Here is a 25152-nt window from a genome sequence, read left to right as displayed (position 1 = left end):
CAGACTGGGGCGGCCGACCTGCGCAAAGACGCGACGAACCGGCCGTTCGCGGGGCCGGACCGTCGGTATGGAAGGTTTAGGCGAACTCGACGGTACGCATGCCGGCCGGCACCATCGCCTCGGCCTCGTCGAACACCAGGCTGGTGCGAATGGCCGCCTGCAGGCTCGGGATCGAGCCGCCGGCGCGGTACTGGAAGGACACCTCGACCACGTCGCCCGCCACCACCTCGAGCGGGCGCGCCAGCGGCAGCGTCATGTAATGGTTCAGCCAGTCGATCGTCGTGCCGCGCTCCTGCACGATGGAGAGCACGTTCTTGGTCACGAAACGCAGGGCGTTCAGCGTACCGTCCTGCTCGACCGTGAAGTTGCCGCGCCAGGCGATCAGGCTGTCCACCGGCTCGGCGAAATCCAGCACGCTGTAGACGGCCGGCTGGGCCAGCAGGGCGGTGCCCGCATAGGCGACGGCCGTGTCCTGGAACTGGACGATGGGCGCGTAATAGCCGTGGAAACTGTAGTCCTGCTGCAGCGGCTGCACCGCCATCACGACCGCTTCCGGCATGAAGATGGGCAGCGGGCCGCCGAAACGTTCGAGGTAGCGCTGCTTGAAGGCTTCGATCACGGCCACCTGCTTTTCGCGCAGCATGGCGACGTGGATCATCTCGCAGATCACGACGTCGACCGGCTCCGGCGGCAGGTAATCGAAGGCGTCCGCATGGATCACCTCGACCTTGTGGCCGTTCGGGTTCTGCGCCAAGAAGCGGCGCGCCTCCTGCACCAGGTCGGGATTGAACTCGACGCAATACACCTTGTCCGCCTGCTGGGCCGCGAAGAAAGACAGCACGCCCGTGCCGCCGCCCAGTTCGAGGACCTTCATGCCGGGCCGCACCGTGTGGGCGATCGCGCCTTGGAAGGCATTCATGCGGTTCTGGTCCATCAGCATATTGTGATGGTAATGGACCGGGATGAATTGGCCGAGGTAGCAGCTTTCGATTTCGCGTTCGTTCAGCATGGGAGATCCTTGTTGGGCGCCACGGACGTTTCCATGTCGCAATATTCGTTACGGTAACGAGATTATGCGACGCTGCCTCGAAGATCTATGCAGAGAGGAAAGGCGGGATTACCCGCCAGTTCGGCCGACGCAAGCGCTGCCCGGTGGCCGGATGGCGGGATTCAGCGCCCGCCGCGCTGCAGGGCCGCAGCCACGCGCGGCTTGCCGGCGCGCTCGGCGATCTGGACCGCGTCCAGGCCCTCGATGTTCTTGCGCGTCCGGTCGGCGCCGTGCGCGATCAGGACCAGGGCCGTGCCGTCGTGCCCTTCGCGCGCGGCCATCATCATCGGCGTGTAGGCGCCGCTCTTGGGCGGCGACACGGCGTCCACCTTCGCGCCGCGCGCCAGCAGCAGGCGCACGATCTGCTCGTCGCCGGCGGCGGCCGCATAATGCAAGGCGGTCCAGCCAGGCTGGTTGACCTTCGCACCCTTGGCCAGGAGCAGCTCCACGGCCGGCCGGTTGCGCTTAAACGCAGCCATCATCAGCGCCGTGTTGCCGTTCGCGGCTTTCGTTTCCAGGTTGGTGCCGGGATGGTCGAGGAAGACCTGCACGACCTTCATCGCATCCTCGCGCAGCGCCTGCACCAGGCCCGGCTCGCCGCCGATGGGATTGGGCTGGTTGGCGTTAACCACCGTGCCCAGCATCTCCCCCACGGTTTTCGCGTCGTCCAGCTGAACGGCGCGGAAGAAGGTGGTCAGTTCCGACGGGCTCGGTGGCCGCGGCGCCGCGGCCGTGAGTCCGCAGGCCAGGCCGGCGGCGAGAACGATTCCTTGAAGGACGAGGCGGCGCCGTGCTTGCATATCAACCCTTTGCGTGTTGGAACAGCTTAAAGAAATTCTCGCTCGTGCGGTCCGCGACTTCACGCAAGGGCACGTCCTTCAGATTGGCGATGAATTCCGCCACATGGGCCACGTAGCCCGGCTCGTTCATCTTGCCGCGGTAGGGAACCGGCGCGAGATAAGGCGAATCCGTTTCGATCAGGATCCGCTCCATCGGCACCGCGCGCGCCACCGCCTGCAAGTCCTTCGCGCTCTTGAAGGTGACGATGCCGGAGAAGGAGATATAAAAGCCCATCTCGATGGCCGCTTCGGCCACTTCGAGCGACTCGGTAAAGCAGTGCATCACGCCAGCCACGCCGCCCTCATTCGTCCCCGCGCCCTCTTCCCGCATGATGCGGATCGTGTCGGCGCTGGCCGAGCGGGTGTGGATGATCAAGGGTTTACGCGTCGCGCGCGAGGCCCGGATGTGGGTGCGGAAACGCTCGCGCTGCCACTCGAGGTCGCCTTCGAGGCGGTAATAATCCAGGCCGGTCTCGCCGATCGCGATGATTTTCGGATGCGCCGCCAGTTCGACCAGCTGCTCGACGGTTGGTTCCGGCGTGTCTTCGTAGTCCGGATGGACGCCGACCGAGGCGTAAATGTTGGGATATTGCTCGGCCAGCGCGAGCACCGAGGGAAAGTCCGGCAGGTCGACCGAGACGCACAGGGCGTGGGTGACGCGGTTCTCGGCCATCTTGGCCAGGACTTCGGGCATCCGGGCGGCCAGCTCGGGGAAATTGATGTGGCAGTGGGAATCGATGTACATCCTCGTATTGTACGGGGTGCGGGGGAGACGCGTCACGCGGTCGCCGCCTGGGCATTTCGTAGGCCGCAAACGTCAGATCAGTCGACGACGCGTTTTCCGAGAATGATCAGATCGCGCTCGATCCCGTCCAGATTCGCCACGCGCGGGAAATTCGCCCAGGTGTCGAAGCCGAACTTGCGGAACAGCGCCAGGCTCGGCACGTTATGCCCAAAAATGAAACCCAACAGTGTATGCACGTGAATACGAGGCGCAAACGCGATCGCCTGCTCCAGGCAGTAGCGCCCCATGCCCTTGCCACGCCATTCCTCGTCGATATAGATCGACAGCTCGGCCGTCCCCGAATAGGCCGGGCGGCCGTAGAAATTCGAGTAGGACATCCAGCCGATCACGGTCGGCTCATCGGACACGTCGTTCGCATCGTGGATCACCCAAAGCGGCCGGCGCTCGGGCGTGTGCTCGTTGAACCAGGCTTCGCGCGAGGCGACGCTCACGGGTTCGGTGTCGGCGGTGACTTCGCGCGAGGCGATGGTGGAGTTGTAGATGTCGACGATGACGGGCAGGTCGTCGCGGCGGGCAAGGCGATGAACGTAGGACGGCATTGGAGCAAAAAATGAGGGATTACAGGGTATGCGTGGCGCGCGAGGACCGCAGCGCCGCGCCGAGGATTTCTTCGATTCTAGCCTTGGCGCGCTGGCCGGTTTCGTCGGCCGGGAAATGCACGCCGATGCCTTGCGCCTTGCTGTTGTTGGCGCCGGCCGGGGTGATCCAGGCAACCTTGCCGGCGATCGGGTATTTGTTCGGGTCGTCCATCAGCGACAGGATCAGGTAGACCTCGTCGCCGATCTTGTATGGCTTGTTCGTCGGCACGAACATGCCGCCGTTCTTCAGGAAAGGCATGTAGGCCGCATACAGGGCCGCCTTTTCCTTGATCGCCAGCGACAGGACCGACGGCCGTGGGAGCGCGGCGTTGGGGTCGGTGGTGTTGCCAGTCATGTCGGTCCTTTCCAGCCCTTCAGGCAGCTGCGCAGCAGGCTGCATAATCCAGCAACATGTCCTCGACGAACAGCTTGGCCGAGAGCGGATGGTCGGCCACGGCGCGGCGTTCGTTGGTGGACTTGATTGCACGTAACAGGTTCGCAGTGTGCACGTTGCCGGCCAAGGCTGCAAGTTCCTTCTGGTAGCGCGGGTAATAACGCACCGTGCCGGCCAGCTTGCTCGCCAACAGGTCGTAGAGCCAGCGCTGCTGCCAGGACACAAGGGCGCTCAGCGGCGTCTTGCTCAGTTTATCCGCCTGGCGCAACGCCGACTCGACGTTCGGACGCGCCAGGAATCCGAGCAGGGCATCGAGTTCTTCGCGGTTGCCGCTGCCGGAACGCTCCAGCGCGGCCAGCGGTGCGCCGCCCTCCTCGCGCAGCCAGCTGTCGGCGTCCGGCACGCCCTGCGCCGATAGCCAGGCCAGCGCGGCGGCGTGCTCGGGCATGGGCAGCGCGAACTTGCGGCAGCGCGAGAGGATGGTCGGCAGCAGGCGGTCCAGGCCGTTCGAGGCGAGCAGGAAGACGGTGCCGGGCGGCGGCTCTTCCAGGGTCTTGAGCAGCGCGTTCGAAGCCGGCATGTTCAGTGCTTCGGCCGGATACAGCACCACCACGCGCAGGCCCTGGCGGTGGGTCGAGATGTTCATGAAGTCGGCCAGGGAGCGGATCTGCTCGATCTTGATCTCTTTCGAGGGCGCCTTGGCCGACTTCGCCTTCTTGTCCTCGCCGCCTTCTTCCCCTTCCGCAGCCGGCTCGTCTTCCAGCGCTTCAGGGCGCACGCGGCGGTAGTCCGGGTGGTTGTGCTGCAGGAACCAGCCGCAGGAGGCGCAACTGCCGCAGGCCTGGCCGTCGGGCTGCACGTTCTCGCACAGCAGGGACTGGGCGAAGGCTTCGATGAAGCCCGACTTGCCGATGCCGGCCGGGCCATGGAACAGGATCGCGTGCGGCAGGCGCGCGCGCATGGCCTGGAGCTGGGTCCAGGCGCTTTGCTGCCAAGGGTAGATCATCACAGCAACTTCTCCAGCGCCTCACCGATCGTTTGCTGCGTTTGCGCGATGCTGCGCGTCGAATCGATCACGACGAAGCGTTGCGGAAACTGCTCCGCGCGGCGCAGGTACTCCGCGCGGCAACGGGCAAAAAACTCGCCCTGCTCGCGCTCGAATTTGTCGAGGGTGCGGGTCGCATCCAGGCGCTCGCGCGCCACCTCGAGCGGCACGTCGAACAGCAGGGTCAGGTCCGGCTGCAGCTGCGGGTGCACCCAGGCTTCCAGCGCTTCCATCTTGCTACGGTCCATGCCGCGCCCGCCGCTCTGGTAGGCGAAGCTGGCGTCGGTGAAGCGGTCGGACAGGACCCAGGAACCGGCGGCCAGCGCCGGCTCGATCACCTGCGCCATGTGTTCGCGGCGGCTGGCGAACATCAGCAGCGCTTCCGTTTCCAGGTGCATCTTTTCGTGCAAGAGCAGCTCGCGCAGCTTTTCGCCCAGCGGGGTGCCGCCCGGCTCGCGCGAGGACACGACGGTCTTGCCGCGCGCCTGGAGGAATTGCGTCACGAAGCCGATGTGGGTCGACTTGCCGGCGCCGTCGATCCCTTCGACGGTCAGGAACTTGCCCCTCATGGCTTGCTCGCGCCGCGCTGGTACTGGTTCACCGCGCGATTGTGTTCGTTCAGGTTTTCCGAGAAATGGCTGGTACCGTCGTTGCGCGACACGAAATACAGGGCTTCCGTCTTGGCCGGCGCCAGCGCCGCGCTCAGCGACTGCACACCCGGCAGCGAAATCGGGGTCGGCGGCAGGCCGTAGCGGGTGTAGGTGTTGTACGGGGTATCGGTCGTCAGGTCCTTCTTCGCGATCTTGCCCTCGTAGCGCTCGCCCATGCCGTAGATCACGCTCGGATCGGTCTGCAGCATCATGCCGGTACGCAGGCGATTCACGAACACGCCGGCGATCATCGCCCGTTCGCTCTTCTGTCCCGTTTCCTTTTCCACGATGGAGGCCATGATCAGTGCCTCGTACGGGGTTTTATACGGCAGGTTGGCGTCGCGCTTTTCCCAGGCCGCGTTCAGGCGGCTCAGCAGCATCTGGTGCGCCTGTTTATAAATCTGCAGGTCGCTCGACCCCTTGGCGAACAAATAGGTGTCGGGGAAGAACAGGCCTTCGGGCTGCTTGTACTCGGTCGAGATCTTCGCCATCAGCTCGGCGTCGCTCATCTTGACCGTTTCGTGGCGCAAGGTCTTGGTGGCGGCAATCGCGTCGCGCATCTGGCGGAAGGTCCAGCCTTCGATGATGGTGACGGCTTCCTGGGCGTATTCGCCGCGCACCAGCTGGGTCAGCAGGCGCCGCGGCGAGGTGTTGGGTTTCAGCTCGTAGCTGCCGGCCTTGATGCGCGCGCTCTGGCCGGTAACGCGGGCCAGGATCTGGAACAGCATCGGGTTGACCGGCACGCCGGCCTGCGCCATCTGCTGCGCGGCCGCGCCGACGCCGCTACCGGGCGTAACCGTGAAGGGGATCGGCGGCTCGCCCGTGGTGAGCGGCTGCTTCGACCACCAGCTGAACGCGCCGATGCCGACGATGGAAACGACCACAGCCGTAATGAGTGTTTTTTTTATGAAAGCCATTCTGATTTTCGGGTTGACGCCAGGGTTTTATCAGGTCCGCGGCGCGAAATGCTCGACAACTCTATAATGAGGCCGTAATGATAAAGCCTAAACCGCAAAGCATATTGCATTTATGAGCAACTGGACAGACTATCTAGCAAGCCACGGGGCCCGTTTCCATATCGACGAGGCCACCCAGGTCGAGGATTTCCGCCGTACCCTCTCCACCGCCGACCTCGCAAGCGGTTTCGTCGCCCCCGTCACCGACCTCGGCCTGATCGCGGTCGCCGGCGAAGAAGCGGCCAAATTCCTGCACAGCCAGCTGACCAACGACGTCGAGCATCTGGGCATGGGCGAGGCCCGCCTGGCCGGCTTCTGCACGCCGAAAGGCCGCCTGCAAGCCACTTTCCTGATGTGGCGCAGCGAGGATGGCACGGTCTGGCTGCAGCTGCCGCGCGCCATCCAGGCGCCGCTGCAAAAGCGCCTGACGATGTTCGTGCTGCGCGCCAAGGCGAAGTTGCGCGATGCGACCGAAGAAGAGAACGTCGCCGCCGTGCTCGGTTTCGGCGGCCTCAAGGCCGAAGCCGCCCTGCGCGCGCAAGGCCTCGAGCTGCCGGGCGCGCCCTACGCAGCGACGCAGGGCGAGCGCGGCACCGTGATCCGCCTGGCCGATGCCTTTGGCGCGCCGCGCTTCCTGTGGCTGAGCTCGAACGCGACCGCGCAGGACGCCCTGCCGGCACTCTCCGCCGAACTGGCCCTGGGTGGGAACGCCGCCTGGCACCTGGCTGCGATCCATGCCGGGGTGCCGCAGGTAAGCGCCGCGACCCAGGAACAGTTCGTGCCCCAGATGATCAACCTCGAGCTGCTGGGAGGCGTGAATTTCAAGAAAGGCTGCTATCCGGGCCAGGAAATCGTTGCCCGCAGCCAGTATCTCGGCAAGCTGAAACGGCGCACGGCGCTGGCCAGCGTCGAGAATGCCGCCGCGCGCGCCGGCGACGAGGTCTTCTCCGCGAGCGACCCCGAGCAGCCTTGCGGCATGGTGGTGAACGCCGCGCCGAACGGCCTGGGAGGCGCCGACCTGCTGGTCGAGATGAAGCTGGCGTCGCTGGAGGAAGAGGTGCACCTCGGCTCCGCCGCGGGCGCGCCGCTGCGCTTCCTGCCCATGCCTTATGCGCTGGACGCGCTCGATCTCTAGCATGGTCGACCTTTACGTGTATTACAAGGTGCGCGACGAGCACGCCGAGCACCTCGCGCCCCTCGTTTGCGCCCTGCAGGCCCGGGTGATCCAGCCCGGCCACGCGCGCCTGCTGCGCCGTCCCGAAAGCAAGGAAGGCCTGCAGACCTGGATGGAAGTCTATCCCGACGTGCCGGCGAGTTTTGCCGCCGAACTGGACAAGGCGGTGCTTGGGGCCGGCCTCGAAGGCCTGGTCGAAGGTCCGCGCCACGTCGAAGTATTTACGGAGATTCCGCCATGTGCCTGATCGTCTTTGCCTGGCGCGTGATTCCAGGCGTGCCCGTGATCGCGGTCGCCAACCGCGATGAGTTCTACGACCGCCCCGCCGCCCCGGCGGCGCCCTGGCCCGAGCACCCGAACCTGATCGCCGGCCGCGACCTGGAGCACGGCGGCAGCTGGATGGGCATCACGCGCGAAGGCCCCAAGGGCCCGAAATTCGCCGCGCTGACCAACATCCGCGCGCCGGGCGAAGGCCGCGCCAACGCGCCCTCGCGCGGAGAGCTGGTGGCGGATTTCCTGAAGGGTTCGCTGAGCGCCGCCGAGTACCTTGAGCTGATCGCCGCGCGCGGCGACGTCTACAACGGCTTCAACCTGGTGCTGGGCGACCGCGAGAACCTGTACTGGTACTCGAACCGCGCCGGCGACGACCCGCGCAACGGCCAGCCTCTGGAAGCGGGCCGGATTTATGGCGTCTCGAACGGCTTGCTGGATGCGCCCTGGCCGAAGGTCACCCGCACCAAGGCCCAGTTTGCCAGCCTGCTGTGCCAGGGTGCGCCGGAAGATGCCTATTTCGAGATGCTGGCCGATACAACCCGGGCGCCGGACATGCGCCTGCCGGAGACGGGCGTGCCGCTCGACCTGGAGCGGGTGCTGTCGGCCGTGTGTATCGAGACGCCGGGGTATGGAACGCGGACCTCGACGGTGGTCAAACTGTACGATAACGCGCCCGCGGAACTGCACGAGCGCATCGTCCGCCCATGACGGTGGCGTAACGTAGGGTGGGCTTGCCCACGCGTGAATGTCGCATTGTGTTGGCTTCGTTTGGGGAAAGACCCCGCCAACACGATGCGGGCGCCACGCGCGGGCATGCCCGCCCTACAATTTCGCCTTCAACATCTCCGTCACATGCGGCGTCGCCGCATACGGATCCGGCGGATTCTTCCCTTCCACGATCGCTTCCATGCGCTCGCGCACGCCGCCCAATGCCTGCGGGTGCGAGTAGATGTAGAAGCGCCCTTCGCGGATCGCGTCGAAGGTGATGCGCGCCACGTCGCTCGCCGATACCTTGCCCGACTCCACCGCTTTCGAGGTCAGCGCCTGGGCCGCCATCTGGCTCGCGGTCGGCCGCGCGTCCGGTTTCAGTTCTTCCGGACGGTTGCGGTGCGACTGGTGGATGCCGGTCGGGACGAAATACGGGCAGAGCACCGAGGCGCCGATCGGGGCGCCGACCAGTTCCAGGTCGTGGTACAGGGTCTCCGACAGCGAGACCACCGCGTGCTTGGAGACGTTGTAGACGCCCATCGCCGGCGCGTTCAGCAGGCCCGCCATCGAGGCCGTGTTGACGATGTGACCCTCGAAATCGGGATCGCGCCGCGCGCATTCGAGCATGGCGTGGGTGAAGACGCGCACGCCGTGGATCACGCCCCACAGGTTCACGCCCAGCACCCATTCCCAGTCGGCTTCCGTGCTTTCCCAGATCAGGCCGCCCGAGCCGACACCGGCATTGTTGAACACCAGGTGAATGCCGTGGAAGCGCGCGATGGCCGCGTCCGCCAGTTCCTGCACGTGGGCGCCCTTGCTGACGTCGCAGACCATGGACAGCACTTCGCAGTCCTTGGCCAGCAGTTCGTCGGTGGTGCGTTCGAGCGCGTCGGCCTGCACGTCGGCCAGCACCAGCTTCATGCCCAGCCCGCTTGCTACGAGCGCGAATTCACGGCCCAGGCCGCTGCCGGCCCCGGTGATGACGGCCACCTTGCCGCTGAAGTGTTTCATGCTGCCTCCTCAGACCGCGGACACGCCGCCGTCGATCGCCAGGATCTGGCCCGTGATGTGCTTGCTGGCGTCGGAGGCGAACAGCACGACCGCACCCTTCAGGTCTTCGTCGTCGCCCAGGCGGCCCAGCGGCGCGCCCTTGGCCAGCTTGTCGACGCCGATATTTTCCAGCACGCCCTTGGTCATTTTAGACGGGAAAAAGCCTGGTGCAATCGAGTTGACGGTGATGCCGTGGCGGCCCCATTCGCCCGCCAGCGTGCGCGTGAAATTGATCACGGCGCCCTTCGAGGTGTTGTAGGCGATGGTCTGCATCGTGCCCGGACCATTGCCCGCCAGGCCGGCGATCGAGGAGATGTTGATGATCTTGCCGTAGCGGCGCGGGATCATCGACAGTTTTCCCACTGCCTGCGACACCAGGAAGATGCTGCGCACGTTCAGGTTCATGACCTTGTCCCAGGCCTCCAAGGGATGCTCTTCGGCCGGGGCGCCCCAGCTGGCGCCGGCGTTGTTGACGAGGATGTCGATCTGGCCGAGGCGGCGCAGGGCTTCCTCGACGAAGGGGTGGACGTTCGTTTCCTTCTGCAGGTCGACGGCGATGCTTGACGCCTCGATACCGCGTTCCTTCAGGTGGGCCACGGCTTCGTCGAGCTCGTCCTGCTTGCGCGCCGAAATCACGATCCGCGCGCCCTGCTCGCCGAGCGCTTCGGCCATCTGCAGGCCGAGCCCGCGCGAGCCGCCGGTCACGAGGGCGGTTTTACCTTGCAACGAAAAGAGTTCCTGAGTCTTGCGCATGCTGTCTCCGTATTTTTATGCTTCGGTTTGGTTGTTCAGACTTCGTAATCCATGCACTGGCGCCCTTCGCGGATGGCGCCGATGAAAGGCACCAGCGCCTTGTGCGTCGGATGCACGGCGTAGGCCTCGAGCGCCGCCTTGTTTTCGAATTCCGAATACAGGACGACGTCGTAGGTCGCTTCCAGCCCCGGCTGGGCCAGGGTGACTTCGAAGCTCAGGATGCCGGGGACGATGTCGGCACATTCGTCGAGGCGGCGCTTCATCTCGCGCGCATTGGTCAGGCGGTCCGCGCCTTCGGCCTCGTCCTTGAGCTTCCACATGACGATGTGTTTGATCATATCTTTCTCGAATCTCAGCAGTCGGTTTGAATGGTTTTAGATATCACAGCACCTCGAACAGGCCCGCCGCGCCCTGGCCGCCGCCGATGCACATCGTGACGACGACGTACTTGACGCCGCGGCGCTTGCCCTCGAGCAGCGCATGGCCGACCAGGCGCGCACCGGAAACGCCATACGGGTGGCCGACCGCGATCGCGCCGCCGTTCACGTTGAGGCGGTCCATCGGAATGCCCAGCTTGTCGGCGCAATACAGCACCTGCACGGCAAAGGCTTCGTTCAACTCCCACAGGCCGATGTCGCCGACCGTCAGGCCGGCTTTCTGCAGCAGTTTCGGCACCGCGAATACGGGACCGATGCCCATCTCGTCCGGCTCGCAGCCGGCCACGGCGAAACCGCGGAAGGCGCCCAGCGGCTGCAGGCCCTTGCTGTCGGCCATGCTGCGGCTCATCAGGATCGAGACCGAGGCGCCATCCGAGAACTGGCTGGCGTTGCCCGCCGTGATCACGCCGCCCGGCAGCGCGGTGCGGATCTTCGACACGCCTTCGATAGTCGTGTCGGCGCGGATGCCTTCGTCGGCCGCGATCGTCACCTCACGGGTCAGCAAGCGTCCGGACGCCTTGTCGGCCACGCCCATCACGGTCGTCATCGGCACGATCTCGGCCTCGAACAGACCGGCGGCCTGGGCGCTTGCTGCGCGCTGCTGGCTCTGCACGCCATAGGCATCCTGGCGTTCCTTCGGGATGTTGTAGCGCTTGGCGACCGTCTCGGCCGTCTGCAGCATCGGCCAGTAGATTTCCGGCTTGTGGGCGCGCAGCCAGGGGTCCTGCAGCATGTGGGTGTTCATTTCCTGCTGCACGCAGGAGATCGATTCGACGCCGCCGGCGGCCAGGATTTCGTTCTCGCCGGCGATGATGCGCTGGGCCGCCAGCGCGATGGTCTGCAGGCCCGAGGAACAGAAGCGGTTGACCGTCATGCCCGGCACCGTGGTCGGGCAGCCGGCGCGCAGCGCGATCTGGCGCGCGATGTTGGCCCCGGTCGCGCCTTCCGGATTGGCGCAGCCCATGATCACGTCCTCGACTTCACCTGCCCCAATACCCGCGCGCTCGATGGCGGCGGCAAGCACGTGGCCGCCGAGCGTGGCGCCGTGGGTCATGTTGAAGGCGCCTTTCCACGACTTGGCCAGGCCCGTGCGGGCGGTCGATACGATCACTGCGTCTTGCATGCTGGTCTCCCTGGTTGTTGGTGTGTTGGTGTCTGGACCAGACGAGAATAGCACAATTAAGTACGACCGTTCGCAAATCTTCTGACCGGCCTCAAGGTGTTGTTCCGGATCTTTGTTGGGGCCGGTACTGTCCAACCAGTGAGAGATGCGGCTGCTCCACTCCCATCAAGCGCACCCGTCAAATGACTGTAAGTTTCGGGTAAGTTTGGAGCAAGCATGACGTAAGTTTAACGGTCCACACTGCGACGCAGCTGATTACATTTCGGCTACATCCGACGCATTAAATATTATACGGAGACAAAAAATGGCTATCACACCCGGCATGACCGCGGGCGGCAAGGCAGCGCCTGCCGCCCAGGGGATGACCAAGGAAGAACGCAAGGTGATCTTTGCGTCCTCCCTCGGCACCGTTTTCGAATGGTACGACTTCTACCTCTACGGTTCGCTCGCCGCCATCATCGGCAAGCAGTTCTTCCTTGGTGATCCCACCACCTCGTTCATCTTCGCCCTGCTCACCTTCGCAGCCGGCTTCATCGTCCGTCCGTTCGGCGCCCTCGTGTTCGGCCGCCTGGGCGACATGATCGGCCGCAAGTACACTTTCCTGGTCACCATCCTGCTGATGGGCGCCTCGACCTTCGTCGTCGGCCTGCTGCCGGGCTATGCCACGATCGGCATCGCGGCGCCGATCATCCTCGTCACCCTGCGCATCCTGCAGGGCCTGGCGCTGGGCGGCGAATACGGCGGCGCGGCCACCTACGTCGCCGAGCACGCCCCCGAAGGCAAGCGCGGCGCCTTCACCGCCTGGATCCAGACCACCGCAACCGCTGGCCTGTTCCTCTCGCTGCTGGTCATCCTGGCCACCCGCACCGCCATTGGCGAAGAAGAGTTCGCCGCCTGGGGCTGGCGCATTCCCTTCCTGATCTCCGTCGTCCTGCTGGGCGTCTCGGTCTGGATCCGCCTGTCGATGAACGAGTCGCCGGCCTTCGCCAAGATGAAGGCCGAAGGCAAGACCTCGAAGGCGCCGCTGTCGGAAGCCTTCCTCAACTGGCGCAACGCCAAGATCGTCATCCTGGCCCTGGTCGGCCTGACGATGGGCCAGGCCGTGGTCTGGTACACCGGCCAGTTCTACGCCCTGTTCTTCCTGACCCAGACCCTGAAGATCGACGGTGCGACCGCCAACATCCTGATCGCGATCGCACTGGCCCTGGCGACGCCCTTCTTCATCGTGTTCGGCTCGCTGTCGGACAAGATCGGCCGCAAGTGGATCATCCTGGGCGGCTGCGTCATCGCCGCGGCCACCTACTTCCCGATCTTCAAGGCCATCACCCACTACGGCAACCCGGCCCTCGAGCAGGCGATCGCCACCTCGCCGGTCACCGTCGTCGCAGATCCTGCCACCTGCCACTTCCAGGTCGACCCGAGCGGTACCCGCAAGTTCCCGTCGTCCTGCGACATCGCTACCCGCATGCTGACCAACGCCTCGGTCAACTACGACACCGTTGCCGCCCCAGCGGGTACGGTCGCCCAGATCAAGGTCGGCGACAAGGTGATCCAGTCGTTCAACGCAACGATGACGCCGGACGGCATCGACTTCGTCAAGGACGACAAGGCCCGCCAGACCGCGCTGAACAAGGAAGTCGTCGCCACCCTGAAGACGGCCGGCTATCCTGAAAAGGCCGACCCGAACGCGATCAACAAGCCGATGCTGGTGCTGCTGCTGTTCATCCTGGTCATCTACGTGACCATGGTCTACGGCCCGATCGCGGCGATGCTGGTCGAGATGTTCCCGACCCGTATCCGCTACAGCTCGATGTCCCTGCCTTACCACATCGGTAACGGCTGGTTCGGCGGCCTGCTGCCGACCATCTCGTTCGCCCTGGTGGCGGCCAACGGCAACATCTACTATGGCCTCTGGTATCCGATCATCATTGCACTGATCACGGTCGTGATCGGCGGCATCTTCGTTCGCGAAACCAAGAACAACAATATCTACGCCGCCGACTGAGACCCGGTCTGCGCCGCACCTAAAAATGCCGCTGGAAACAGCGGCATTTTTTTTCGGCCTGGCGCAGCCCAGGCACCGGCAGGCAGCGCAATGCCCGTCCTTCAATGCACCTGGTGCACGGGCAAGGCGATCGTGAATGTGCTGCCCCGGTCCGGACCGTCGCTGGCCGCGCGAATGCTGCCGCCGTGCGCCTCGACCAGCTGACGCGTGATCCACAGGCCGACCCCGAGGCCACCGGCGGGCAGTGCGTCGAGCTCGGTGCCCTTGCGCGCGAACAGGTCGAACAGCCGCGCCAGCGTGCGGGGCGACATGCCGATGCCATTGTCGCGGATCCGCACCAGTACCTGCGCATCCTGTTTCTCCACTTCCACCCCGATCCGCGCCGGCACGCGCGAATACTTGATCGCATTGGCGAATACGTTGCCGAAGGCTTGCGCCAGCCTCGTCGGGTCGGCGTAGACGGGAATCGGTTCCGGCGGCATCGACAGCGACAGCGAATGCGTCTTCGAGGACACCAGGGCGCGCGCGGCCTCGACCGCGGCCAGGACCGCTTCCTGCAGGACGATCCGGTGCCGGTGCAGGTGCGCCCGTCCATGGCAGATGTAGGAGGTATCGAGGACGTCCTCGATCAGGCGGTTGATGTGGCCGAATTGCCTTTCCACGAGCGCGAGAATGGCTTGCGGGTTCACGTTCGTTCCGGGGCGCTCCAGCAGGGCCAGGCTGTTGCGCACCACGGTCAGGGGGCTGCGCAGGTCGTGCGCCAGCACCGCGAGGAACTGGTCCTTGCGGCGGTCGGCTGCCTCCAAGGCCTCGAGAAGGCGCAAGCGATCAATCTGCGTCCAGGCGCGCTCGGTGATGTCGCAGGCCAGCCGGGTGTCTTCCTCGCGCCATGCTTGCGGCGTCTCGCTCAGGATGGCCGTGACGCCCGTCAGCCGTCCTCCGGAGATGTGCGGACACAGCAGGAATGCGCGGAGCCAGGGCGGCAAGCCATATGGCAGCGGGCCATCGCCAGATTCGACAGTCTCTCCGCGCTGCAGCCGGTCGAGTGCGCGCTCGCCGAACGCGGCCAGGGGAATCTCCTCCACCTCGGCTTCGTCCAATTCGCCATCGAGGCGCAACATGGTGCAGCGAACGCCGCCAAAATACTCCTCGAGCAAGCTGCTTGCGGCGGCCGCCACGTCGGCCGCATCGCTGGCGTGGCGCACCACCGCCCACAGCTTGTCCAGTATCTGCAGGCGCCGCTCGTTGCGCTTGCGCTCGGTGATGTCATAGGAGACGACCAGGGCCGCGTGGATGCACCCGTGCTCGTCGGCCAGCGGTACGCCATGCGAGGCGTACCAGACGCCGCCAACGCAGTGTTCGCGCTCCATGGGGGCACCGCCCAGGATCCCTGCATAGTCCTGCGTGTATTGCGCCAGCAGCTCAGGCGGCAAAGCCTCGCGCAAGCTGCGTCCTTCAAAGTCGGACGGTTCGAAGCCGGACATGCGCAAAGCCGGCCCGGCGGCGAGTATGTAGCGCAATTCCCGGTCGACGACAAACACGGCGCCGCGCGGGATCTGTTCGGCAACGGCGCGGTAGAGCGCCAGCCCGCCATCGCCGGCTGGGCCAAGGAAAGCGGTCGAAGACGTCACGCGGGCCGGCCTATATGCCAGGGACGGAGCCCCTCGGGTGGAGGAAGACATCGGTGCGCTGCTCTCGGAGAAATGTGTACATACTATCAATTCGATGTTAGCACGGCATGGTGCTGAGTTGACATGGGAGATTGCCATAAATTACGGCCGGTGCGGCAGCGCTGCGAAAAAAGAGCGGGACAATCTGGCGTAGCGGCCCATTCCCGGGCGCGCAATTGTCCCGCTTAGCCACCCGCCGGCGCAGCCTCGCTCACCAGGTAGGTACAGCGCCGCGCCCCTTCCAGCTGGTGCTCGATGCGCACCACGACCGCCGAAGGACCGAGCACGCGCCGGAAGACGTCCAGCTCGGAGCGGCAGAACTGCCGGCAAGCCTGGGCCGCGCTAGAGATCGGACAATGGTTCTCATGCAGCAGCACGCTGCCGTCGACGCGCGCTTCGGTCGTGGCCATGTAACCGTCCAGCGTGCGCGCCGCGGCCAGCGCCTCGACCCGCTCGTCGAGTGTCCATTTCCCGGCCAGTTGCGCGCGGTAGGCGCGTTCGCTGGCCTCTTCGCGGCCGGCGACCAGTTTCTCCAGGCCGGTCTCGCCGAACAGCGTGCGCACGCCCTGGATCAGGTCCAGCGTCAGCTCGGCATGGCGGTCCGGGTAGCGCGCATTCCCGCTCCCGGTCAGCATCCAGCGCCGCACCGGCCGTCCGACCTTGCCGGGGCTGTCCTCGAAGCGCACCAGCCCGGCCTCGACCGCCGCTTCCAGCTGGCGCCGCACGCCCATGGCCGTCAGGCCCATCAGCGCAGCCAGCGCCTGGGCCGTCTGCGGGCCGCGCGTCTTCAGCAGCATCAGAATCTGGTCATGGGTATTCATTGCAGCTCCACTGTCGATTGCGCGGCCACGCCGATGGCGCGCCGGCTCCAGGTGCGCATCGCCAGCGCCGCCCAGAGGGCCAGCGCTCCCCCCACCACCAGCACGATGCGCGTGTCGACCAGCGCCAGTACGCCGCCGGCCAGGGCCATCACGATATTCGCCAGGCAAAACGTCGTCGACAGCAGACCCATGACGGCGCCCTGGCCGTAAGCGGCGAACTGGTCGGCCGCCCAGCTCTGGACGGTGGCGTTGTAGTAGGCGTGCGGCAGCCCGAACAGCACGATGGCGGCCAGGCCGACCTGCAGGCTGCCGAAGCCCACGGCCAGGATGCTGCATGCGGCCAGTCCGGCCTGGACGCTGGCGCGCCGGCGCGGCTCGACGCCGCTGGCGCGTCCGGCGAACAGGGCGGCGCCCGTCATCAGCGCGCACATGCCCATGTTCACGAAGGCGATCTCGCGCACCGCATAGCCGCCCACGTCCACCAGCCAGAGCGGGAAGAATTCATAAAAGGCGGCCACCCCGCAGGCGTAGGCGAAGTGGACCGAGAAGAGCGTGCGCAGCGGCCCATGGCGCAGCAGCGTGAACGCATGCCGCTCGCGCGCCACCCGCCACCAGCGCTCGCCGGCCTTGGCTGCGACCGTCTCGCGTTCCAGGGCGATGGCGACCAGCAGCGCACCCACCAGCAAGGCACAAGCCGCGACCGTGAACGGCAGCGTGAGCGACACTCCAACCGTAAAGCCCGCCAGCAGCGGACCGACCAGCCAGCCGAGGTGGAAGGCCCCGTTCAGCCAGGACAAGGCATGGTTGCGCAGCCGCCCCTCGACCCGCTCGACGACCATGGCGCGCATGATCGCGCCGTTCCCTTCCAGCAGCCCGGTCACGAAGCGCGCCAGCAGGAACAGCGGATAGGATTCGGCCACCAGCGCGGCCGCCGTCAGCGCATGCCCGGCCGCCGCGCCGATCGCGGTGGCCAGCAGCATGCGCCGCCGCCCGAGCCGGTCCGACACGGCGCCCAGCACCGCGCTGCCGATCAGCAGCCCGAGCGGGTTCACCATCAACGCGATGCCGAGCAGGAGTTTCGGCGGCAGCCCAAGGAAGGCGCTGATCCCGTTGCCCGTGTCGCCGGCAAACAGCGGCGCCAGGATCGGATACGGCAGCGAGGCGCCGGTCGTCGACAGCAGGCCAAGCAGGCAGAGGCTGGCGATCAGCACATTCGTTTTGACGGACGCGGCACGGGAGCTCATGTGGCCATTCTCGGCGCAGCCCGACAATAAGTAAACATAAATGTTTGTTTATTGATGCGTACCCTGAAAACGGCAACGCCGCTGGCGAGCAGCGGCGTTGCAGGGGAGGCCGACGAGGCTGGCTTAGCCGTTAAAACCCTTGTTCTCGCCCGCCAGGCGCTCCAGCAGCGGCGCCGGCGTCCAGGCATCGCCATGTCGGCCGCGCGCGAACTTGCGCATGGTGTCGAGCACGTTCGGCAGGCCGACCGTGTCCGCGTACAGCATCGGGCCGCCGCGGTGCAGCGGGAAGCCGTAGCCGGTGAGGTAGACCATGTCGATGTCCGAGGCGCGCAGGGCGATGCCCTCTTCCAGGATCTTCGCGCCCTCGTTCACCAGCGCGAACACCAGGCGCTGGACGATCTCCTCATCCGTGACCTGGCGGCGTTCGCCGCCGCTGGCCTGCACGTGCGACTGGATCATGCTTGCTACGACCGGCGACGGATAGGCAGCGCGGTCGCCCGCCTTGTAGTCGTACCAGCCGGCGCCCGTTTTCTGGCCGAAGCGGCCCTGTTCGCACAGCAGGTCCGGCACCTTCGAGTATTCCAGGTCGGGCTGCTCGAGATAGCGGCGCTTGCGGATGTACCAGCCGATGTCGTTGCCGGCCAGGTCGCTCATGCGGAACGGTCCCATGGCGAAGCCGAACTTCTCGATCGCCTTGTCGATCTGTTCCGGCAGCACGCCTTCGTCCAGCAGGAAAAAGGCCTGGCGCAGGTATTGCTCGACCATGCGGTTGCCGATGAAACCATCGCACACGCCGGAGACGACGCCGGTCTTCTTGATCTTCTTGGACAGCGCCAGCGCGGTGGCCAGCACGTCCTTGCCGGTTTCCTTGCCGCGCACGATTTCCAGCAGCTTCATCACGTTGGCCGGGCTGAAGAAGTGCAGGCCGATCACGTCCTGCGGGCGTTTGGTGAAGGCGGCGATCTTGTCGAGGTCCAGGGTCGAGGTGTTCGAGGCCAGGATCGCGCCCGGCTTCATGGTCGCGTCCAGCTGGCGGAATACGGTTTCCTTGACGTTCAGGTCTTCGAACACGGCCTCGATCACGATGTCGGCCTGGGCGATGTCCTCATAGGACAGCGTGCCGGTGATCAGGCCGATGCGCTGGCCCGCCTTTTCCGGGCTCAGCTTGCCCTTCTTGACCGTGTTCTCGTAGTTCTTGCGGATCGTCGCCAGGCCCTTGTCCAGCGCTTCCTGTTTCGTTTCGAGCATCGTCACCGGAATGCCTGCATTGGCGAAGTTCATGGCGATGCCGCCGCCCATGGTGCCGGCGCCGATCACGGCCGCTTTTTCGATCTTGCGCGTCAGCGTATCCGAGGGCACGTCGGGCACCTTGCTGGCGGCGCGCTCGCCGAAGAAGGCGTGGCGCAGGGCTTTCGATTCCGTGGTCTGGGCCAGCGCCAGGAAGCGCTCGCGCTCGTATTTCAGGCCATCCTCGAATTTCATCGTGACGGCGGCTGCCACGCACTCGACGCATTCGAGCGGCGCCGGGAAGGCGCCGGCCATGGCTTTGACGGTGTTACGCGAAAACTGGAGAAAAGCTTCAGAGTTCGGATAGTCGACCTTCAGGTTGCGCACCTTCGGCAGCGGACGCACGTCGGCGATGCTGCCCGCGAACTCGACGGCGGAGCTGACGAGGTCCGCGCCTTGCGCGAACACCTTGTCGAACAATTTGGTCTCGGCCAGCTTTTCCGACAGCACCGGGTTCCCGGAGACGATCATGTTCAGGCCCTGCTCGAGGCCGACCACGCGCGGCAGGCGCTGGGTACCGCCGGCGCCCGGCACCAGGCCGATCTTGACTTCCGGCAGGCCGATCTGGGCGCCCGGGACGGCGACGCGGTAGTGGCAGCCGAGCGAGAGCTCGAGGCCGCCGCCCATGCAGACGCCGTGGATGGCCGATACGACGGGCTTGCTCAGGTTTTCGGCGGTGGCGATCAGGGTGTGCAGGGTCGGTTCGGTCAGGGCTTTCGGCGAATTGAACTCGCGGATGTCCGCGCCGCCCGAAAACACCTTGCCGGCGCCCGTGATCACGACCGCCTTGACGGCCTCGTCCTGTTCGGCGCGGCGCAGGGCCGCGACGGCCGCGGTACGCGTCTCCATGCCGAGGCCATTGACGGGGGGATTGTTCAGGGTAATGACGGCAACGCTGCCCTGCACGACGTAGTCTGCACTCATGTCTCTTCCTTTTTAATAGTTGAACCAGCGCTCTCACTTACTATAAGCGACTATAACCGAAAAAAGTACGGTCGTCTTATTCTCTGGAACGAAAATTCGTCGCTGGCGCGGGCGCCGGATCGCGGCACCCGCGCCTGTGCCACAATGCCGGGTTCGCGTTACCGACCTGCAGGTGAAAACATGGAAAAACTGATTGCCGAATTGATGCGCCTGTTCGTCCAAGACGGCGCGGCCGGCCCCGACTTGCTGGCGCGCCAGCTGCAAGGCGAGCAAGTCGAAACGCTCGACTTGCTCTCGCTTGGCGGCCTGACGCGCGCCATCGCCATTCCCTTCGAAAAGAGCAAAGAAAACCCTGAGGGCGACCATTGGAAGCAGTTGTGCGAGGCGGCAAATGCCTTGCAGACGGATCATGGCTTCCCCGCACCGGCCGTCAGCGTGACCGGCCTCGGCTACTGCCTCTGGATTTCGCTCGCGGCGCCCATCCCGAATGCCCAGGCCCGGCAATTCGTGCGCCGGGTGCGCCAGGCCTGGCTGCCCGGGCCCGCCGCGCGCGTGGAAGTCAGGACACCTCCCCTGCCGCCCTGCCTCGATGCCCGCAGCGGCCATTGGGCCGCCTTCATCCACCCCGGCATGGGCGGCTCCTTCCTCGAGGAACCCTGGCTCGACCTCGCGCCGCCGCCCCTCGCACAGGCGGCTTTCCTGGAAGCCGTGGACAGTGTCGCGCCGGAGCGCTTCGCCGACGCTTTTGCGGCGCTGGCGCGGCCCGAAGCCGCGCCGCCGCCGTCCGCCCCTGCCGCAGCGGCGGCGCCCGCGCCGGCCGCCCCCTCTGCCCTCGCGGATGGCCTGCTCTTGAAAGACGCGACCCTCGAAGACATCGTGCGCCACCTGCACACCCTCAACATCGAACCGACTTTCCGCCACCTGCTGCCCGAAGGCGACAAGCACTAAGTCCTTCCGGAAACTGGCGCACAATTGCGCGATTCGCGCCTGTACGCCATGCTCACGGGCGCAGGTGTATCCTGTCCGCATGGAGCGCCTGCATGGGCTCGCCACGATGAGGAGAACTTCATGGCGGAGGCAAGGCGGCATATCTGTCTCGGGTTCACGGAGGAACGCTATCCGGAGGGCACCCATATCTGCTACCTCTACAACAGCGACGAGGAGCGCCGGCGCATCCTGCCCCTGTTCGCGCGCCACGCGCTGCTGGAAAACGAGGCCTTCGGCTACCTGGCCGACGTCGAGACCCATGCGGAACTGCCGGCGGCCGCCGCGGCGCTCGATCTGACCCACGCCTTGATGGGCCCGGCCGACCAGGTGCAGCTGCTGACTACGCGCGAAGGCTATTACCCTGAAGGACAATTCGATTCCGAGGGCATGCTGGCGCGCCTGCGCGCCCAGTATCTCCAGGCGCGCGCGGCGGGCCTGGCCGGTGCGCGCTTCGCTGGCGAGATGGACTGGGCCTTGCGCGGTGTGCCCGGAACCGAGCACATCATCGAATGCGAGTCGCGCATCAACGACTTGGTCAAGGAGGCGCCGATCACCATCATGTGCCAGTACGACCTGCGCAAGTTCGACGGCGCCATGATGTTCGACGTCATGAATGTGCACCCGGTGATGATCGTCGGCGGCCATATCCTGCGCAACCCCTTCTACAAGCAGGCCTGAACATGGAGGGCGGGACGTCCACAGCGCAGGGCCCGAGTGCCGAAGTCCTCGGCCGCCTGCTGGTCATCCAGCAGGCCGTCGACGCCATGCCCGACGAGCTGCGCATGGCCGACTTCGTGCGCCGCGCGATGTCGGCCGTGCCGGGCGTCGCCGACGCCTTCCTGTATCTGGCGGGCGTCAACGAGCCGCCGCCGGAGCTCGCCCCGCTGCTGGCGCGCTGCGCGGACCATATTCCGGACGCGCCGGCGCAGAACCAGCAGCGCGACTTCGGTCCCGACCTGCATTGTTTCCCCATGTACGCGCCGGGTCAGCATCTCGGGTGCCTCGCGATCCAAGTCCGCGAGCCCGAGGCCCTGCACCCCTACTTGCCTTTTCTGAGCAATATTTCCAGCGCCATCACGCGAATCGTCGTCGCCCACCGCTACCAGGCCCGGCTGACCCAGCTCAACGAGGAATTGCGCCAGGCGCGCGACCACCTCGAAATGCGGGTGGCCGAGCGTACCCGCGAACTCGAATACCGCGCCACCCACGATCCGGTCACGGGACTGGCAAACCGGGCCCTGCTGGTCGACCGCCTGCGCGGCGCGATCGCCAATGCCCAGCGCGACGGGACGATGGCGGCCGTGGTCTACCTGGATCTCGACAGCTTTTCCTTCATGAATACGGGCCTTGGCAACGACTGCGGCGACGCCTTCCTGTGCGAGACGGCGCGCCGGCTCTCCAGCCTGGTGCGCGACGGCGACACGGTGGCGCGCATCGGCTCGGACGAATTCGTGATCCTGCTGGCGGGCCTGGAGAACGTCGAGCGCAGCAGCGCGCGCCTGTCGGCCATGCTCGCGGCCGTGCGCCGGCCGATGGCGCTGGCGGGCAAGGACCTGGTGGTGACGGCCAGCATCGGCGCCTGTGTCTATCCGCTCGACGGCGACGAGCCGGAAATCCTGCTGCGCCGCGCCAACACCGCCATGCACCGGGCCAAGGCCTCGGGCAAGGACAATGTCCAGTTCTATGCGAGCACGCGCGACGCCGCGGTGGCCGAGCGCATGGAACTGGAAACGGAATTGCGCCGGGCCGTTAGCGCAGGCGAGCTGGTGGTGCATTACCAGCCCAAGCTCTGCGTGGAGAACAACCGCTTCGTCGGCGCCGAGGCCCTGGTGCGCTGGCAGCATCCACGGCGCGGCCTGCTCCCGCCCGCCCGCTTCATTCCCATCGCCGAGGATTCCAAGCTGATCGTCGAGGTCGGGGAATACGTGATGCGCCAGGCCTGCCTGGAAGCGCGGCGATGGCAGGAGGCGGGGCTGGAGGGAATGACGGTGGCGGTGAATGTAGCCGCCCGCCAGCTGCGCGACGAACAGATCATCCACACCGTTGGCCGGGTGCTGCGCGAGACCGGCCTGCCGCCGCACTGCCTCGAACTGGAAATCACGGAAAGCTCGATCATGCACGACCTCGAGCACGCGACCGCCCTGCTGCACGCCCTCAAGGGCCTGGGCGTGTCGATCTCGATCGACGACTTCGGCACCGGCTATTCCAGCCTCAGCGCCCTGCGCAACTTCCCGGCCGACAAGCTCAAGATCGACCGCTCCTTCGTGCACGAGATCGAAACCGTGCCGAGCGCCGCCGCCGTGGCGCTGGCCGTGATTTCCTTCGCCCGCACGCTGGGCATGCGCGTGAATGCCGAGGGCGTGGAAACCCTCGGCCAGGCCCAGTGCCTGCGCAAGCACGGCTGCGACGAGATCCAGGGCTTCCTGCTGGCGCGGCCGGTGCCGGCCGGGCAGGTGCCGGCCATCTTCAGGCAGCCGGGCCTGGCTACCTGGGACGAGCCCGCGTGAACTTTACGCCGTCGGCAGCTTGTGCTCGCGATACTGGTCGCGCAGCCGGTTCTTCTGGATCTTGCCGGTCGCGCCCATCGGCAGCGCCTCGGTAAAGACCACATCGTCCGGCAGCCACCATTTCGCGATCTTGCCCTCGAAGAAGGCGAGGAGTTCCTCGCGCGTGAGCTCCTGGCCGGGGCGCTTGACCACCACCAGCATCGGCCGCTCGTCCCATTTCGGGTGCGCCACGCCGATGCAGGCCGCCTGCAGCACGGCCGGGTGGGCCATCGCGATGTTTTCCAGGTCGATGCTGCCGATCCATTCACCGCCGGACTTGATCACGTCCTTGCTGCGGTCGGTGATCTGCATGTAGCCGTCGCCGTCGATGGTGGCCACGTCGCCGGTCGGGAACCAGCCGTCGACGAGCACGTCGCCGCCTTCGCCGCGGTAGTAGCCCGAGACGATCCACGGTCCCTTGACGTACAGGTGGCCGTAGGTCTCGCCGTCCCAGGGCAGTTCCTTGCCCTCGTCGTCGACGATCTTCATGTCGACGCCGTAGATGGCGTGGCCCTGCTTCTGCAGGATACGGCGCTGCTCTTCCTTCGGCATGCTCAGGTGCTTCATCTGCAGGCCGCCGGTGGTGCCCAGCGGCGACATTTCCGTCATGCCCCAGCCGTGGATCACGTGCACGTTCAGCTTGTCGATCAAGGTGTCCATCATCGCCGGCGGGCAGGCCGAGCCGCCGATTACGGTGCGGCGGAAGGTCGAGAACTGCAGGTCGTTCTGCAAGGCGTAGTTGATCAGCCCCAGCCAGACGGTCGGCACGCCGGCCGAGAAGGTCACGCCCTCGGCTTCGAACAGCTCGTAGAGCGACTTGCCGTCCAGCGCCGCACCCGGGAACACCATTTTCGCCCCCGACAGCGGCACCGAGTACGGCAGGCCCCAGGCGTTCACGTGGAACATCGGGACCACCGGCAGCACCGAGTCCATCGAGGACACGTTCAGCGCGTTCGGCACGCTCGATCCGTAGGCGTGCAGGATGGTCGAGCGGTGCGAGTACAGCGCGCCCTTTGGGTTGCCGGTCGTGCCCGAGGTGTAGCACAGCGTGGCGGCCGAGTTCTCGTCGAACAGAGGCCATTCGTACTCGTCGCTGCTCGCGCTCATCAGGTCTTCGTAGCACAGCAGGTTGGGGATCTTCGTCTCCTGGGGCATGTGGGCGCGGTCGCTCATCAGCACGAAGCCCTTCACTGTCTTGCAGTGGGCAGCCACGGCTTCCACCAGCGGCAGGAAAGTCAGGTCGAAGAACAGATACTGATCTTCGGCATGGTTGACGATGTAGGCGATCTGCTCCGGATGCAGGCGCGGGTTGACCGTGTGCATGACCGCACCCGAGCCCGAGACGGCGTAATACAGTTCGAGGTGGCGGTAGCCGTTCCAGGCCAGGGTCGCGACCCGGTCGCCCATCTGCACGCCCAGTCCCTCCAGCACCTTGGCCATGCGGCGCGCGCGCTGTTCGCAGTCGCGGTAGGTGTAGCGGTGCATGTCGCCCTCGACGCGGCGCGATACGATCTCGCCATTCGGGTAGTGGCGCGCGGCGAATTCGATGATGCTGGAAATGAGCAGGGGCTGGCTCATCATCTGGCCCATGAGCGGGCTCTTCGGGTAGGACATGCGCGTTGTCTCCTATGCTGTGGTCGGACTGTTAACTTTTGGTCGAGTGTGAGTCGGTCCGGCTGGCTCCGTCAAGACGTTTCGATGTTGCATTGCAGCAGGGAGCATTTTTCCATCCTGCGATTCCGTAACCGGATGTAAGCAGCGCTCCTGGAACAGGCGTGTGCGAATAGAATCGGCCCGGTACGGTAGAATCGCGCCATTGTTCCCCCACCCTGCAT

At 65.8% G+C, this 25152-nt stretch carries 24 protein-coding genes; 7 read left to right on the top strand and 17 right to left on the bottom strand.

The annotated features are described in order from the left end of the window. Positions 1-76: 76 nt before the first annotated feature. From C2862_RS01415 to mltG, 8 genes are all read right to left on the bottom strand, one after another. The gene (locus tag C2862_RS01415) at positions 77-1009 is read right to left on the bottom strand and encodes a methyltransferase domain-containing protein (RefSeq protein WP_136218319.1); all 933 of its coding nucleotides are present in this window, start codon (positions 1007-1009) and stop codon (positions 77-79) included. 161 nt (positions 1010-1170) lie between these two features. Then, positions 1171-1848 (bottom strand): ankyrin repeat domain-containing protein, encoded by a 678-nt coding sequence (locus C2862_RS01410; RefSeq protein ID WP_136218318.1) that lies wholly within the window; start codon positions 1846-1848, stop codon positions 1171-1173. A gap of 1 nt (position 1849) precedes the next feature. Continuing rightward, positions 1850-2632: a TatD family hydrolase gene (locus tag C2862_RS01405; RefSeq protein ID WP_136218317.1), complete on the bottom strand. Its 783-nt coding sequence runs from the start codon at positions 2630-2632 to the stop codon at positions 1850-1852. Between the two features lie 77 nt (positions 2633-2709). Next, positions 2710-3231, bottom strand: a complete 522-nt coding sequence (locus C2862_RS01400) for a GNAT family N-acetyltransferase (RefSeq protein ID WP_136218316.1) — start codon at positions 3229-3231, stop codon at positions 2710-2712. A 19-nt stretch (positions 3232-3250) separates the two neighbouring features. Next, entirely contained in the window at positions 3251-3625 is a 375-nt protein-coding gene (locus C2862_RS01395) for a PilZ domain-containing protein (RefSeq protein WP_136218315.1), read from the bottom strand. A gap of 19 nt (positions 3626-3644) precedes the next feature. Next, on the bottom strand, positions 3645-4670 hold the full coding sequence (locus tag C2862_RS01390; protein WP_136218442.1) for a DNA polymerase III subunit delta': 1026 nt from the start codon (positions 4668-4670) through the stop codon (positions 3645-3647). After that, positions 4670-5278, bottom strand: a complete 609-nt coding sequence (gene tmk / locus C2862_RS01385; protein ID WP_136218314.1) for a dTMP kinase — start codon at positions 5276-5278, stop codon at positions 4670-4672. The genes C2862_RS01390 and tmk overlap by 1 nt, the downstream gene beginning before the upstream one ends. Further along, entirely contained in the window at positions 5275-6267 is a 993-nt protein-coding gene (gene mltG, locus C2862_RS01380; protein WP_136218441.1) for an endolytic transglycosylase MltG, read from the bottom strand. Before mltG ends, tmk begins: the two co-directional genes overlap by 4 nt. Positions 6268-6388: 121 nt before the next feature. Here mltG and C2862_RS01375 point away from each other — a divergent pair, with 121 nt between their 5' ends. From C2862_RS01375 to C2862_RS01365, 3 genes are read left to right on the top strand one after another with little or no spacing between them, the layout of a single operon-like run. After that, positions 6389-7450: a folate-binding protein YgfZ gene (locus C2862_RS01375; RefSeq protein WP_136218313.1), complete on the top strand. Its 1062-nt coding sequence runs from the start codon at positions 6389-6391 to the stop codon at positions 7448-7450. 1 nt (position 7451) lies between these two features. Beyond that, positions 7452-7736, top strand: coding sequence for a DUF4936 family protein (locus C2862_RS01370; RefSeq protein ID WP_136218312.1), 285 nt, complete (start codon positions 7452-7454; stop codon positions 7734-7736). Then, positions 7727-8470, top strand: coding sequence for an NRDE family protein (locus tag C2862_RS01365; protein WP_136218311.1), 744 nt, complete (start codon positions 7727-7729; stop codon positions 8468-8470). Before C2862_RS01370 ends, C2862_RS01365 begins: the two co-directional genes overlap by 10 nt. A 114-nt stretch (positions 8471-8584) precedes the next feature. On the opposite strand, the gene C2862_RS01360 is transcribed toward C2862_RS01365, so the two are convergent. The 4 genes from C2862_RS01360 to C2862_RS01345 are packed head-to-tail and all read right to left on the bottom strand — an operon-like array spanning position 8585 to position 11833. Continuing rightward, positions 8585-9481: an SDR family oxidoreductase gene (locus C2862_RS01360; RefSeq protein WP_136218310.1), complete on the bottom strand. Its 897-nt coding sequence runs from the start codon at positions 9479-9481 to the stop codon at positions 8585-8587. Positions 9482-9490: 9 nt separating this feature from the next. Then, complete coding sequence (locus C2862_RS01355; protein ID WP_136218309.1) at positions 9491-10273, bottom strand: SDR family oxidoreductase; 783 nt, start codon at positions 10271-10273, stop codon at positions 9491-9493. Positions 10274-10308: 35 nt separating this feature from the next. Then, positions 10309-10611, bottom strand: a complete 303-nt coding sequence (locus C2862_RS01350; protein WP_136218308.1) for a Dabb family protein — start codon at positions 10609-10611, stop codon at positions 10309-10311. 43 nt (positions 10612-10654) lie between these two features. Further along, positions 10655-11833: an acetyl-CoA C-acyltransferase gene (locus C2862_RS01345; RefSeq protein WP_136218307.1), complete on the bottom strand. Its 1179-nt coding sequence runs from the start codon at positions 11831-11833 to the stop codon at positions 10655-10657. Between the two features lie 304 nt (positions 11834-12137). Here C2862_RS01345 and C2862_RS01340 point away from each other — a divergent pair, with 304 nt between their 5' ends. Next, positions 12138-13838, top strand: coding sequence for an MFS transporter (locus tag C2862_RS01340; RefSeq protein ID WP_229467236.1), 1701 nt, complete (start codon positions 12138-12140; stop codon positions 13836-13838). A gap of 101 nt (positions 13839-13939) precedes the next feature. Here the strand turns inward: C2862_RS01340 and C2862_RS01335 are convergent, their stop codons facing one another. From C2862_RS01335 to C2862_RS01320, 4 genes are all read right to left on the bottom strand, one after another. Then, positions 13940-15469: a PAS domain-containing sensor histidine kinase gene (locus C2862_RS01335; protein WP_168709977.1), complete on the bottom strand. Its 1530-nt coding sequence runs from the start codon at positions 15467-15469 to the stop codon at positions 13940-13942. A gap of 224 nt (positions 15470-15693) precedes the next feature. Beyond that, positions 15694-16329: a metalloregulator ArsR/SmtB family transcription factor gene (locus C2862_RS01330; RefSeq protein WP_136218305.1), complete on the bottom strand. Its 636-nt coding sequence runs from the start codon at positions 16327-16329 to the stop codon at positions 15694-15696. Then, the gene (locus tag C2862_RS01325; RefSeq protein WP_136218304.1) at positions 16326-17573 is read right to left on the bottom strand and encodes an MFS transporter; all 1248 of its coding nucleotides are present in this window, start codon (positions 17571-17573) and stop codon (positions 16326-16328) included. Before C2862_RS01325 ends, C2862_RS01330 begins: the two co-directional genes overlap by 4 nt. 123 nt (positions 17574-17696) lie before the next feature. Next, positions 17697-19784 (bottom strand): 3-hydroxyacyl-CoA dehydrogenase NAD-binding domain-containing protein, encoded by a 2088-nt coding sequence (locus tag C2862_RS01320; RefSeq protein ID WP_136218303.1) that lies wholly within the window; start codon positions 19782-19784, stop codon positions 17697-17699. Between the two features lie 180 nt (positions 19785-19964). On the opposite strand from C2862_RS01320, the gene C2862_RS01315 reads away from it, so the two are divergent. From C2862_RS01315 to C2862_RS01305, 3 genes are all read left to right on the top strand, one after another. Further along, positions 19965-20732 carry a hypothetical protein gene (locus tag C2862_RS01315; protein ID WP_136218302.1) on the top strand — a complete coding sequence of 256 codons (768 nt, stop codon included), beginning with the start codon at positions 19965-19967 and terminating at the stop codon, positions 20730-20732. 120 nt (positions 20733-20852) lie between these two features. Beyond that, positions 20853-21449, top strand: a complete 597-nt coding sequence (locus tag C2862_RS01310; protein WP_168709976.1) for an MEDS domain-containing protein — start codon at positions 20853-20855, stop codon at positions 21447-21449. A gap of 2 nt (positions 21450-21451) precedes the next feature. Further along, a complete protein-coding gene (locus tag C2862_RS01305) occupies positions 21452-23278 on the top strand; it encodes a bifunctional diguanylate cyclase/phosphodiesterase (RefSeq protein ID WP_168709975.1) in 1827 nt (608 codons plus the stop codon). 3 nt (positions 23279-23281) lie between these two features. Here C2862_RS01305 and C2862_RS01300 read toward each other — a convergent pair whose 3' ends face one another. Next, positions 23282-24931, bottom strand: a complete 1650-nt coding sequence (locus C2862_RS01300) for a 3-(methylthio)propionyl-CoA ligase (protein WP_136218299.1) — start codon at positions 24929-24931, stop codon at positions 23282-23284. Positions 24932-25152: the final 221 nt, after the last annotated feature.

The sequence above is a fragment of the Massilia sp. Mn16-1_5 genome (assembly GCF_004798585.1).
Lineage (GTDB): Bacteria > Pseudomonadota > Gammaproteobacteria > Burkholderiales > Burkholderiaceae_D > Telluria.
Note: the sequence above shows the minus strand (reverse complement) of the source record. Positions and strands in the feature narration are given on the sequence as shown.